This is a genomic window from Runella aurantiaca (genome assembly GCF_003339505.1).
In the GTDB taxonomy this organism is placed as follows: Bacteria; Bacteroidota; Bacteroidia; order Cytophagales; family Spirosomataceae; genus Runella; species Runella aurantiaca.
Genome location: NZ_QPIW01000028.1, coordinates 58,406 through 72,278 on the forward strand (window position 1 = coordinate 58,406; position 13,873 = coordinate 72,278).

Below are 13,873 nucleotides of genomic sequence, written 5' to 3' on the forward strand. Positions count from 1 at the left end.
GAGGGAATTTTTTTAGATATGAAAATCAGTACACCCGGCCGAATATGTTTGTTTGGCGAACATCAAGATTATTTAGGATTGCCAACGGTAGCCGCCGCTATTTCGCGCCGAATCAGCATCGAAGGGAGGCATCGTGCGGATGAGCAAATCATCATTCAATTGCCAGACATCAATGCACAGGAAACTTTTACGCTCTCCAACGCATCGACGTACGTCAAAGACCGGGATTATTTTCGCAGTACGCTCAACGTACTACGCCGGCGTGGGTTTGTGTTCAGCCGAGGGCTAGAATGTGAAGTTCACGGCAATATTCCCATCAATTCGGGTACATCGAGTTCGTCGGCGCTCATCGTTTCATGGGCCAATTTCTTAAGTCGAAACGCCGACAATCCCGCCGTTATTTCCTCCAAAGAACTTGGAGAAATCGCCAACGAAGCCGAAGTGTTGGAATTTGGGGAACCCGGCGGCATGATGGACCATTATTCAACAGCCATAGGCCATGTGATTTACCTCGAATCCACGCCCAAAATTTACGTAGAAGCATTGCACCCCACCTTGGGCACTTTCGTTTTGGGAGATTCCCAACAACCTAAAGATACACTCGGTATTTTGGCCCGCTGTCGGTTTGGGATGGAAGCTATCATCAAAAAAGTGACGGAATACGACCCTTCATTTTCAATTTTCCATACGCCCTTCGTTCAGGCTTCCGACTATGCTTCTTTGCTGTCAACGGATGAACTTGGGCTGTTGAAAGCCAATTTGGAAGACCGTGACCTGTTGGTGGAAGGAAAGAAGTTACTCCAACAATCGGCCACTTCTACCCAAGAAACCAACGACATTGATGCGGCTTTTGGTCAATTACTTTACCGGCATTTCCAAAACCTCCGTGACCACAAACGCACCTCTACCGAAAAAATAAATCGAATGGTAGAAGCCTCCATGAACGCTGGCGCTTTGGGAGGAAAAATAAACGGCTCTGGTGGTGGTGGTTGCATGTTTATGTACGCACCCAATTGTGCCGAAGAAGTAGCCGATGCCATACGACGGGAAGGAGGAATTCCGTACATTATTACGGTTGACGAAGGAACGAAATTAGAACAATAAAGCCCTTTAGTGGTTTTATTGGTAGGTTACAAAAATCTTTTAGGGTGTTTGAGTCGTTTATTAAATTTTAGAAACGATTCTAACACTTTTTTTATGGGCACAATAAAAAATTCAACCATAAAAAAGAGCAGGCTTACACCTGCTCTTTTAAGAATAGTTTCACGGCTGTTAGTAAGTTAGAACAAAAGTCCTTTGCTGAACATTGGATAAATAAAGTAAAATACGATGTACACCATGACAAGGAGTGTTAAAGCGGCTAACCAAAGACTCTGGTCCCGAAACAGTGGAGTTCTCCTCTCATTAGAGGGCATGCGGTAGATTTTCTGAGTTTTCATAACCTGTGGAATGGTTTTTTGGGGTTTTGCACTGCAAAGGAGCCACCTTTTTTTTACATTCTTTAGCGTAAAACTACGTGTTCTACTGAAAAGTTATCAAACGGTCGGTTAGCTGACTTTTAGCACGGAATTATTCTTTTTTATTTGTACAATTATCACTTTTACGAATGCCATCATACATCACATCAATCGGAACAGCTGTCCCTGAAAACTGCATCGAACAATCTTCCATTGCTGACTTTATGGTTCGGGCTTCGCAGTTAGATGCAAATGAGGCACGTAAACTCAGGGTATTGTATCGAAGCACTAAAATCAGGAAACGCTATTCCGTATTGAACGACTACGGCAAAACCGAAAACTTTGACTTTTACCCTAATACCGTTGACTTAGAGCCATTTCCGAGTGTATCTCAACGGATGTTGGCCTATCGACAACATGCCCTGCCGCTGGCCCTGAAAGCCGTAAAAGCCGCATTAACGCACAGCAATGAAGTTTTAAAGACCCCTGATTTTACGCACCTCATTACCGTAAGTTGCACAGGTTTATACGCTCCAGGATTGGACATTGAGTTGGTTCATGCATTGGGTTTATCTCGACAAGTCCAGCGAACCTCCATCAATTTCATGGGCTGCTACGGTGCATTTAACGGGCTCAAAATGGCCAACACCATTGTGCAGGCCGACCCGCAAGCCAAAGTTTTATTGGTCTGTATTGAATTGTGTACGCTGCATTTTCAGAAAAAAATCGACGACAACTACCTGTTATCCAATGCCCTATTTGCCGACGGAGCCGCCGCTGTTATCATTGAAGGACAGCCTAAACAGCTGTCGCTAGAGATGCAGTCTTTCCATTGTGATTTACTATTTGAAGGCCGCAATGACATGGCTTGGCACGTCGGTGATTTTGGGTTTGAAATGGTGCTGAGTTCGTACATACCACGTTTGGTCAAAGGTGGACTTGGGGAACTAATGAGTCAACTGCAAAAAAATACCGCATTACCCGCCTTTGATTTTTACGCTATTCACCCAGGGGGGCGGGCCATTCTGGAAGCCGCCGAAAGCCAGCTCGGACTCACCCCAGAAGACAATCGTTATGCCTACGAGGTTTTGAACGATTACGGCAATATGTCGTCGTGTACGGTTTTATTTGTTTTACAAAAATTGCTTCAGGAACGCACCCCAAAAGAGGTGGGCAAACATATTTTCAGCTGTGCTTTCGGGCCAGGGCTAACGCTCGAAACGGGTATCTTCAAAATAGCAATAAGCTAAAGCTGAGATTTTTTAGGTAACCAATAGCCCAATTGATTTTCCAGTAGTACTAGTACTGTCTGAAAATCAATTCATGAAAGAAACCTCTGCTTCTTACCCCAAAGCCCTCTTGCGTAGTGCTGCCTTAACACTGCTGCTTTTCGGGCTTTTTTTATTGACCAACTGGAAACTTTCGGTCAAGGAGTTGATGCTCTCAAGTCCCTACTTTTTGGTCATTTATTTCATGCTTTTTACCGTAGGCAAGCCGAATGTTGTAACGTACTGGAAAGAATCGCTCCAAGAAAAGCCCGAAAAGGCGGTTATTTTTCCGCTGATTTTAATCGGGGTACTCTACACTTATTTAATGGTTCATGGACATACACCTTTTAAAGGTTCGGCGGGTTTGTTCATTTTCTATTTGTTGTTTCCAGTGCTGGGGTTTTTAGCCTTCCAAAAAACAGCCCTACCCGTTACTTGGTTCGACATTGTATTTGTATTATTGATTGTTATCCCCGCCACAAGTATGTCCTTTGGAGTGGGGACATCGTTGCCTTTCAATGGCTCGGGGTTCAGCAACGCCATGCGTTTAGTGATTATGATTTCGACCGTGTATAGTTTCAATTACATCCGAAACCTCCCCGATGTGGGCTTTTATCCGAGCTTCCGTTGGCAATCTCTCTTTACGGCACTTTGGGTATGGTTGGCTTTTGTGGGGTTGGTCGCGCTTTTGGGCTATTTTGGAAATTTTCTAAATCTCGATGGGCACGACCTCCTATCCACTGAATTTGCTTACGAATGGGTCAAAGATTTCGTGCGTATTTTTGTGGGTACGGCGTTGTTTGAAGAGTTGTTTCTGCGTGGTTTACTTCAAAATATGCTTTCGAAAAAGATAACACAAAGCGGAAAATGGCCTATGTACTGGAAGTGGGGATTTGCCCTTTTTATCGTGTTGTCGTTCGTAACGGGCTATTTTGTTCAACTCAAAATGGCTTGGTTTCCCGTACTTATAACGGTGTTAGTTTTTATAGCAGCGTATCTTATTGAGAAGCAACAAGCTGGTATTCAAGGCCTCTACACTTCATTGGCCATTACGAGCATCTTTTTTGGCTTGGTTCATTTTCATTCGGGCTCTTTGCTTTTTGTGGGCTTGGCCAGCATCGCCGGTTGGGCTTATGGGTATACGTACATGAAAACCAACAGCGTCTTTTATGCGGCGTTGGTACATGCACTGGTTAATTCTTCAGAATTTCTTTTTCATATTTAACTAAGATAATCACGCAGAGAAGCAAATGGGCAAAGGCGCGGGGTTTTTAATTTCTTTGCGCCTTTGTTTGACAAATAATAGACGAATGAGAAAAGTACTACAAAAAGTCGCCAAATTTTTGGCCTATGCATTGGTCTTTTTAGCGGTCTTTGGCTATTTCTATTTTATTCTCCCTTTTTGGGGAATGCCTTTCAATGCACAACGGCACGGCAACCCACCTCTGACACCTGCATGGGCGTTGGAATGTTGGTTGTGGGAGGATGACCAAAACACGGCCGCCTACGCCGATTCGCTACTTGCGGGCTACCGCAAATACGATATTCCTGTCCGTACCTTGTTGATTGATAGCCCTTGGAGCCTCCGATACAATGATTTTGAGACAGATACAAGCCGTTATCCAAATCACAAAAAATGGTTCATGGGCTTGCAAGACCAAGGCTATCGAGTGGTGTTATGGATGACTTCTATGGTCGACAGTTACAGCAAAGACACTAAAATTCAAGAATCAGGAGAATTTTACCAAACTGCCAAAGAGAATGGCTATTTGGTGGGAAATGGCAACGAAATCAAGTGGTGGAAAGGCAAAGGCGGGTTTATTGATTATACCCACCCTGAGGCAAAACAATGGTGGCAGAACATGCAACAAAAAGTCCTAAAATACGGCATCGACGGTTGGAAATTGGACGGTACCGCTACCCTTTTTCGGAACCAACTCGGCCCCATTCCTTTTCTATACCAAAAAGCCCATTCTGGTTGGCTGACTACGCGCCAATACATGGACTTGTACTACCGCGAAGAATACGCCAACGGCCTACGAACCAACCCTGAATTTGTGACCTTGGCCCGTGCCATGGACCGAGGGTTTCATCCCGAAGGATTTGCGCCCATTGATGCTTCACCCGTCAATTGGGTAGGCGACCAAAAGCATCATTGGAAAAGTAAAAGTCAAACACCCGCCCAGGGCGAAGCTCAAAAAGACATTGCGTTGGAAGGCGTACAGGGCTTTGAATCGGCGATTGAAAGTATCTTAAAAAGCGCCAAGTTAGGGTACAGTGTTATTGGTTCTGACGTGGCGGGCTTTTCGGGAGATTCTATCCCCGCCCGCTTGTACATTCGCTGGGCGCAATTTTCCACCTTTTGCGGATTGTTTCTCAACGGCGGACATGGCGAACGGGCGCTTTGGAAAAGAAGCCCTCAAGAACTCGAAATCATCCGCCGTTTTTCATGGCTGCATACCGAATTAGTACCCTACATGTACAGCTACGTAGTCTCGGCGCATCGCGGTGGCACGCGACTCCAACGACCGATTGAGGGGAAATACCACTACTTATTTGGTGATAATCTGTTTGTTGCACCGATTTACAAAGATGAATTAGAAAATGAAATCCATTTGCCAGAAGGGCAATGGCGGTATTGGTTTGACGACAAAGAAGTAATCTCGGGGCCAAAAACGTTTACTAAAAAGTTTTCCCTTGAAGAATTTCCTGTATACGTAAAAGAAGGAGCCATTATTCCACTCCACATCCAACGCGCCTATACGGGCATTGGCGATTCTACCGCGGCCAATTACCTCACATGGCTCATTTATCCCAAAGGAAAAAGTGAATTTACGGTTTACGACACCAAAGACCAGACGCCTACGACGCTGATTGTAAACCAACAAGCCAATGTATTAAATTTACAATTTAAGGGCAAAAAGCTCCCTTCTATATTAACAATTCATGCTCCTGAGCGACCTAAAAAGATAACCTTAGGTAGAAAAGAAGTCTCTTTTCAATATGATTTTAAAAAACAAAAACTAAGTTTTAAAACAGACATAATCGGCGAAGCGAAAGTTTGGTGGTAGCGTATCTACTTCACTCATTCAACCTAGCTTCTTCCAAATCTAGTTCGTATTCTTTGTTCCTGAGCAACTCATCGGAGTAGTGTTTTTCATTGCGTAGTTTATAGAGTTCGCTTCTGCGAATGGCGACGAGCTCCAGTAACATCCGACGGTATTTGGGCAAAAAATGCGGAGTTGCTAATTCTTTTTCTTCCTTCAACAGCTTGCGGTTGGCAATTTCGACCATGCGTTCGTAGCGGTCTTTGATGCGGGTGTAGGCGTCAATGGAATTGAGCTCGTCGGGGTAATTGGTTTGAAGATGGTTTAACGCGGCTTCGGCCAAACGCAAACGTATCACGATTTCTTGCTCTTTATCATCGCCTTCTTCCTCCTTGATATCCAGCCATTTAATAATGGAAGTGAGACTTAACCCCTGAAATACCAACGTAAACAAAATAACCACAAAGGTGATAAACAGGAGCAAGTCACGGTGGGGAAACGCTAATCCATTGGTCAATGTCAACGGCACGGCAAGCGCCGACGCCAGAGAAACTACCCCCCGCATACCACTCCAAGCAATCAGAAATTCGTTTTCCCACTTCATCCTTTTCTCTTTTTTAGACAAACGACAAGATAGATAAGCCCCAGAAAACACCCAAACTATCCGCACGATGACGGTTACAACACTGATAATCAAGGCATAGAAAACCAGCTCAATGATGGTATACTGTTCCAGACCAGTGATGATTTGGGGGAGTTGCAGGCCAATCAGAATGAATACCAGCCCATTGAGCATAAAAATCAGCGCTTCCCAAACGGAGTACGCCTGAATACGACTGTTATACGTAAAAATTTCGTGGGAACGAAAGCTCAGAAATAACCCACCACTCACCACCGCCATCACCCCCGAAAAATGATAATGTTCGGCGGCGATGTACATCAAATAAGGAGAAATAATCGTGAGAGCGGTGTCGATACTTGGCGTAGTAGGCAAATATTTATGGACAAAATACAGTACGTTAGCAATGCCGAGACCAATGGCGATGCCCAGCCCAGCCACCATAAAAAAATCAGTGGTGGCTTTGGCAAACGTAAACTGCCCCGTCAGCGCAGCAGCGAGGGCAAAACGGAAAACAATGAGCGACGAGGCGTCATTAATCAGACTTTCGCCTTCCAAAATCGTTACTACCCGCTTAGGAACCTTGATGCCTTGCAAAACCGACGTAGCCGCCACGGCATCGGGCGGCGAAATAATACCGCCCAATAAAAAGCCCAAAGCGAGAGGGAAGTTAGGAATAAGCCAGTGTGCTATCAACGCAACGGCCGTCGATGTAAAAAACACCAATCCAAAGGCCAACATACTGATGGACCTACGTGCCGCCCAAAAATCTCGCCATGAGGTGTTCCAAGCCGCCGCGTATAAAATAGGCGGTAAAAAAAGCAGAAAAACAATATCGGGATGAAGGCTTACGTGAGGTATGCCAGGAATAACACCAATCAGCAAACCCATAATAACTAAGAAAATGGGGTACGAAATTTTAAGTTTCTCGCTCAACATCGAGAGCATCGAAACCGCAAAAAGAAGCGAAACAATCAACAATAGATTTTCCTGAATCATATAGGCTATAAATTGGTAATAATCACTGGGCGTTTTTGCAAGAATAAAACAAAGAAAGTTCTAACATAGCCAAATTATGAACAAAGCCAACGTTTTGAACAGCACATATTTCTAAAGATAGCAAACTGGGTAATGCCGCGCAAATGGGCCTTTCGACAATCCCCACTTTGCGTACTTTATTCCCCAATGACTTCGAAAGAGCGAATGGATTGCTTTTTTACAAATCTTTGAGTATCTTTCACTATCAATCTATACGCAAAATGAATAATATCTTCAGGGGGTTACTGGCCGGGTACGGCGCAAAAAAATTAGGCGGCGGTTGTTTCAGTACTGTCCTCATTTTCATTGTACTTTGGTATGTATTGGGACAATGCAGCTAAAAAAAACATTCCATTTTAAACCCAAACCCCGCTCCTTTTGGGCGGGGTTTTTTGTTGCTCATTTTTCCACGCAAAAAAACCAAAAGTTGATTTCCGTTTATCCATCAATAAAGGACGAAAATCCAGTTTTTTACAAACCTTTTTTAGGCACAGTTCGTTGTTTAAGTTAAATAGATTGATCATTCAACAAAACAGTGTGGTTAATCCTTCTCCACGACAACAGACTTCATTTTTCATGGAAAAAGCCGAAAAAATCCGAAAAACATACGTTGAGTACGTGCTCGACCACGGTCAACCTCCCGCCTCTTTTTATGCCTTTGCCAAAAAACTCAAAATGACCGAGGGGGAATTGTACGAATTTTATACTTCGTTTGAGTCCATCGACATGGATTTGTGGGTTTCTTTCTTTCAACAAGCCCGCACCAACGCCGAAAATGACCCTACGTATCAGGGCTATTCAGTACGCGAAAAACTATTGGCCTTTTATTACACCTGGGTAGAAGTGCTAAAATCAAACCGCAGTTTTGTGACCTACAGTTATCGCAAACTTCCGCAGCCCATCGCCACCAAAAACCCACCAGAATTACGTCCTTTTAAGGAAGCTTTTATCACTTACGCCCACGATTTGATGTATGAAGGCCGCGAAAGTCGCGAGATTGTGGTCCGCCCCTACGTATCAAACCGTTATCCGGAAGCCGTTTGGCTCAATACATTATATCTTTTGGACTTTTGGGTAAAAGATACAAGCCGCAATTTTGAATTGACCGACACCGCCATCGAAAAAACCGTTAACACCGCCTTTGACCTCATGGGAAGATCCCTCGTTGATACGGTCGTTGACTTAGCCAAATTTGTCTATCAAAATAGATAAGTATTCGTATTCTGTAATATGAAACAACAAAACAGTATCCCCACCTCCAAAGTAGCACGGGCCACCCAATTTTTGAAAACGGGCGCCAAAATTGGCGGCAACTACCTGAAATACAACGTCAAAAAAATAATGGATCCCTCCATGACGCGCGACGAACTACATCAGGACAACGCTACCGATGTCTATGAATCATTGAGTGAACTGAAAGGCTCCGCCCTCAAAGTAGCCCAAATGTTGAGCATGGACCGCAGCGTGTTGCCGCGTCAATACGTTGATAAGTTTCAGATGTCGCAATACTCCGCACCACCTCTTTCGGGTCCATTGGTGGTCAAAACATTTCGCGGTTATTTTGGAAAAGCGCCGCATGAACTATACGACAGCTTTGACATCAACGCCATCAATGCCGCTTCTATCGGACAAGTACACGAGGCGCAAAAAGACGGTAAGCGATTGGCCGTCAAAATCCAATATCCGGGCGTAGCCGAAAGTATCAGCTCTGACCTAAAAATGGTTAAACCATTGGCAGTCACCTTGTTTGGATTAAATGAAAAAGATGTAGAGCGCTACACCGAAGAAGTAGAAACCAAGCTATTGGAAGAAACTGACTATGAGCTGGAACTGCGCCGCTCCGTCGAGATTTCGGAAGCATGTAGCCACATCGAGGGACTTATTTTCCCAAAATACTACCCTCGATTGTCCTCAAAGCGCATTTTGACCATGGATTGGCTCGAAGGGCTTCACTTGAAGGATTTCTTACAAACCAACCCAACGCAGGAAGCACGTGACCGAATCGGGCAATTATTGTGGGATTTTTATGACCATCAAGTGCACCAACTGCGGCAGGTTCACGCCGACCCCCACCCTGGAAATTTCCTGATGCGGGCCGACGGTACGATGGGCGTGATTGATTTTGGCTGCGTTAAGGTTATTCCTGACTATTTCTACGACAATTATTTTACGCTCATCAATCCAGATACGGTTGATGATGACGCGCTCATCGAAAAGATTTTTTATAACCTCGAATTTTTGGTAAAAGAAGACGGCCCACGCGAAAAAGCGTTGTTCACCGATTTATTCAAACAGATGATTCGGTTGCTAGGACAGCCCTTCGCCTCCGAAGAATTTGATTTTGGCGATCATTCTTATTTTGATACCGTATATGCTTTTGCCGATGAATTGGCCAAAGTCGAAGAAATCCGTAATTCTAAAGTAGCGCGGGGCTCAAAAGACGGTTTGTACATCAACCGTACCTACTTTGGTCTTTATTCGATGCTCAACGAACTCGGCGCCCGCGTTCGGACCAATCGCCCAGAATGGTTGCGAAGCAAAAAACACGAGGTTCAAATCTCCTAAAAAACCAAAAGAAAATAATTGACCCCACGCCAGAGGTTTGTAGCGAAGATGTTTCCTAGAAATATCAAGCGTGGGGTCAGTTTTTTTAGCGCTGCATCAACGCCTCCAAAACAGGATACGCCTCCGCACTTTCATTCATAATTCCCAATTCACCCACCGTTCTAAACATCGTGACCGATACAACATTGGTTTGGGATAAATGCGTTAACACTTTTGCGGTCCACTCCTTTGCGAAGTTGTTTTTTTGGCGGCTATCTATTTGTTTTTCAAGTGGTAACACAAAATCGGCTGGATTGGTCGCGTAAGGATTCGAGCGTTTGCGTAACGCAATAAATGACAAATGTACTGGTTTACCATATAGATTTTCGGCACTTGCTACCGAGTACTGCACGGTTTCGGTGTTTTCTAATAGCGACAAATCATCAAAGGCGTGTTCTTGCGGGTCAAACGAAAAACTTACAAAATCGGCCTCGCCAACGTCAAATCGGTTTCGGTTAAGCTCAGTAAAATTATAGTCGGTACCAACGCCAATTTTCGTATTGGGCAATTGCTGCTTTAGGCTTGGGATATAGTCAATCAACGGCTGCGGCGTCACTAACTGTTGGGCGGAGAATAAAAGTAGGTGTTTGATTTTAAGGCCATTCTGCTCACAAACACCCATAAAATCGGCCAATTGAACCTCAAAAGCATCGGCTAAAAAAAGCGCAATTTCGAGTGGCAAATTCAGCAAGGCGGCCTTTTCACAGTGATTTGAAAATTTTGTAATCCAATTTGGGTCTAAAAGGGCCAAGTCGATGCGGTAGTGACCCAAATTCAGTGATTTGAGCAATACCACGGCTTTTTCAGACAAACGCTCGGTTTCGACCGAAGCAGCAACTCCCAATTGAAATTTCTTGCGAGATGATTTCTCTTCCGACTTCTGTAACGAAGAAGCCGCAGGAATTGAAATCGGGCGCAACGTAACGCGCTGCCAAACCTTATCTCCTGGCTTCAATTGCACGGGAAAAGGCCGTGACAGCGGCGTACAAAACGTCTTATACGATGCATCACCCCAATTGCGTTGGTCTTCCGTTTGAAATATATCTCCCTCAAAATCAAGACGATATTCACCACCGTTGCCCGCCTGCCATTGCATGGCCCGAATATCCAAGAAAGGGTCCTGCGCGGCAATATAGCGCGGAAAGTACGTTTCAGTTTTAGCATTCTCTTCGTGAAAAATCGTAACGGGTTGCTCCGCCGTTCCCTGAATAGGGTGCAGAATACAAAAACCAGCCCTGTTTCGCCGAACTGCCTGCAACGTCTCACCTTGAATTTCGAAGGTGATTGTCCCGTCGTTATCTCCATGAATGCGCACATTCCACTCAAAAATGGGTCTCTGTGCTTCGTCAATATTGGTACAAGTATACGAAACCGAAAAACTATCTTCTTGACTATCAATAACTTCATTTGTAATTAATTGAGCAAAAGTGCCCCAATTATGGTCGCGTAGGGCGAAATACATCATGCGCAGCACTTCGACGCCCTGATGTTTGATTTGACGTAGAAACCCATTTTGATAACCGATTTCGAAAGGACCTGATTTTAAACTTTGCATACGTGATAAGTGGAGATGAAGGATAGTTTTTTGGAAAACAAACGAGTATTGGTAGGATTCTTACTGTGTACTTTTCGGAATTTAATCAAACATATCCCCAAGCAAGACGCATTTCATCCATTTTAAAGGCAAAATTTAGCGAATTTTTAATTCAATATTACCATACAAACCCTTGTTTTAAGTCATTTTTGAGACAATATAGCGTGTAATTATTTCAAGAACTTGCTGTACCCACACAACAACTTTAGGGTGTTTCTGGGATTACCTCCACCATAAATTGTACTATTCTTATTGTGCATTTGGCGATATGTTGTATTATTCCGAACTTTGCATTAGATTCATCAACAAACTAAGACCATGAACACTATCAATTTTGAATATATTATCACTTATTTTCAAGGCGCTCAACCCAAAAATTTGTATAATAAGTTTGAAGCCTTTGCACTTCGTCAACAAGCAGTTTTTGAGGCACTCGTCCGCACGGGGCAACCCTTTGGTGGTAAGGTGTAACAAATCGTAAAAAAAGGGCTGCATCAACAGCCCCTTTTTCATGGGTTATCTAACAACAACCACCCGTTCACTCATTCGATATTTACCCGCCTGTACCTGTAATATATACGACCCCGACGGGAGGTGGTTGACTTTAAATTCGTGCTTTTGAAGGCCTACATTCACGTTGAATTCCTCCTGCGCCAATGTACGCCCAGTCATATCCACCAATTGAGCATGGCCCAACATGCCCGTGATACTTTCAAAGCTATACACAATTTTGTCGGTGGCAGGATTGGGCGTCACTTTGAGATTCAACAGAGAAGATACATTTGGAATTGACGAAATGGTGTTGTAGTCAAACTTGCACAAAAATACCTCGCGTCCTTTCAACGTAATGGTTTTTTGCCAGTTTTGGTGCGTCATCCTCACTTCGGTCTCTTGGGTATCGGAGGTGGCATAGGGATTCTGGGCGGCAATTAGAATCTCATTTCCTTTAATTACACCGCGCCAAATAGGAGATTTATTTTTGGCAGACTCAACGGCTGGCTGCGGGATAACCAACTCATTATCACCTTCAAAGAAGTCTTTAAATTGTGACAACCGGTGCAGTCCCGCAATAAAATATTCATACGTTCCAAAGTTATCCTGTCGCCCGAGGTCAACTGGCCCATCCCACAACCATAAACCTTTGGCCCCTGAGAAAAAAGGAAATATCGCGGTGGCTTCGGCCACGAAATTGGGTACAAACGGAACCGTAGGGTTAAAAGCGTCGTGGTAACGCAACCAAACGAAAGGAATAATGGGCTTGGTAGACCACGCTCGATTCACCTCGATGACAAATAATATATAGGCCAAATAATCTTTACCAAAAGGAGAAGTATTGTAATCGTAGTAATAATAGCACGAAGGCGTCAGAAAGTTGAGGTTGTTATGAAACGGGCCGCCCACTTTTCCCGAAAGGGTATCCCGCATTACGTGCAAAATCAGACTGGGGTCGGTAGTCCAATCACTCCATGGCGTGAGCGTCATTCCAAGCCAATTATTGAAACTCCCCCGAATCAACACATCACTGTAACTCCCAAATTGGGTTGATTCGCTCGTGCGCTCCCTGACGTAATCGGCGGGTGCCGCGTACAGGCGCTGAATATCTCGTTTGTAGCGTTCAACAAACTGGGCATCACTTAGATTACGATAATTTTCAGGAACACGCGGATTGTTTTTAATGGTCAGGATTTCGCGATCTGTATCGTGAATTCGCTCAATATCAAGGGCTATAATATCATAAGCAGGTCGGTCACTGCCCCGAGAATCGTCGAACAATCCCGCCATGTTTCGCAATTGATTGTTCCAAGTATCCCGATAGAGTCCCAAATCATTGGCCCAAGGGCTTTCCAGATTTCGTTCTGACCAAGGTTGGGTATTGGCGTCGGTGGCAATATGATACCAAGTGATGGCCCTTTTGTTTACGGGAAGAGTGGCACTTTCATTGCCTGAAAAACTGGCCAAATGGCTAAATCCGCGTCGTAATGGCCAAGATTCTGTGTCGCCAAAACGCGGCCCTTCATAAATAATCGTAAAAGGAAGTGAAAAATCTGGAAATTTTTCCCACTCAATCGCGTTATTTCTCTGCACGGGCGTCCATTGTAAAGGAGCAACGCACTCTTGCGCAAAGGACGAACTAAAAAATAAGACAATCAACCCCGTCAACCAACACCAATTTTGTCGCATAAAAAAATACATTATTCGTTAATAATCAACCACTAAAGAACCACTCCCTTTTTCATAACGCTTAA

The 13,873-nt window shown here is 44.2% G+C and carries 10 protein-coding genes; 7 read left to right on the plus strand and 3 right to left on the minus strand.

The window, feature by feature from the left end; all coding sequences use genetic code 11:
- Positions 1–18: 18 nt before the first annotated feature.
- The 4 genes from DVG78_RS24380 to DVG78_RS24395 all read left to right on the plus strand — a co-directional run bounded on the left by DVG78_RS24380 (position 19) and on the right by DVG78_RS24395 (position 5,796).
- On the plus strand, positions 19–1,104 hold the full coding sequence (locus tag DVG78_RS24380; RefSeq protein WP_114463633.1) for a mevalonate kinase family protein: 1,086 nt from the start codon (positions 19–21) through the stop codon (positions 1,102–1,104).
- A 502-nt stretch (positions 1,105–1,606) separates the two neighbouring features.
- Positions 1,607–2,707: a type III polyketide synthase gene (locus DVG78_RS24385; RefSeq protein ID WP_114463634.1), complete on the plus strand. Its 1,101-nt coding sequence runs from the start codon at positions 1,607–1,609 to the stop codon at positions 2,705–2,707.
- Positions 2,708–2,780: 73 nt separating this feature from the next.
- Entirely contained in the window at positions 2,781–3,950 is a 1,170-nt protein-coding gene (locus DVG78_RS24390; protein WP_114463635.1) for a CPBP family intramembrane glutamic endopeptidase, read from the plus strand.
- 85 nt (positions 3,951–4,035) lie between these two features.
- A complete protein-coding gene (locus tag DVG78_RS24395; RefSeq protein WP_114463665.1) occupies positions 4,036–5,796 on the plus strand; it encodes a TIM-barrel domain-containing protein in 1,761 nt (586 codons plus the stop codon).
- A 10-nt stretch (positions 5,797–5,806) separates the two neighbouring features.
- Here the strand turns inward: DVG78_RS24395 and DVG78_RS24400 are convergent, their stop codons facing one another.
- Positions 5,807–7,390, minus strand: a complete 1,584-nt coding sequence (locus DVG78_RS24400) for a Na+/H+ antiporter (RefSeq protein ID WP_114463636.1) — start codon at positions 7,388–7,390, stop codon at positions 5,807–5,809.
- A 615-nt stretch (positions 7,391–8,005) separates the two neighbouring features.
- Here DVG78_RS24400 and DVG78_RS24415 point away from each other — a divergent pair.
- Entirely contained in the window at positions 8,006–8,641 is a 636-nt protein-coding gene (locus DVG78_RS24415; RefSeq protein WP_114463639.1) for a TetR family transcriptional regulator C-terminal domain-containing protein, read from the plus strand.
- A gap of 18 nt (positions 8,642–8,659) precedes the next feature.
- Positions 8,660–9,994: an ABC1 kinase family protein gene (locus DVG78_RS24420; protein WP_114463640.1), complete on the plus strand. Its 1,335-nt coding sequence runs from the start codon at positions 8,660–8,662 to the stop codon at positions 9,992–9,994.
- A gap of 85 nt (positions 9,995–10,079) precedes the next feature.
- On the opposite strand, the gene DVG78_RS24425 is transcribed toward DVG78_RS24420, so the two are convergent.
- Positions 10,080–11,588: a D-apionate lactonase family protein gene (locus tag DVG78_RS24425; RefSeq protein WP_114463641.1), complete on the minus strand. Its 1,509-nt coding sequence runs from the start codon at positions 11,586–11,588 to the stop codon at positions 10,080–10,082.
- Positions 11,589–11,945: 357 nt separating this feature from the next.
- Here DVG78_RS24425 and DVG78_RS30115 point away from each other — a divergent pair, with 357 nt between their 5' ends.
- A complete protein-coding gene (locus DVG78_RS30115) occupies positions 11,946–12,098 on the plus strand; it encodes a hypothetical protein (protein WP_158550085.1) in 153 nt (50 codons plus the stop codon).
- A 45-nt stretch (positions 12,099–12,143) separates the two neighbouring features.
- Here the strand turns inward: DVG78_RS30115 and DVG78_RS24430 are convergent, their stop codons facing one another.
- On the minus strand, positions 12,144–13,808 hold the full coding sequence (locus DVG78_RS24430; protein ID WP_158550086.1) for a T9SS type A sorting domain-containing protein: 1,665 nt from the start codon (positions 13,806–13,808) through the stop codon (positions 12,144–12,146).
- Positions 13,809–13,873: the final 65 nt, after the last annotated feature.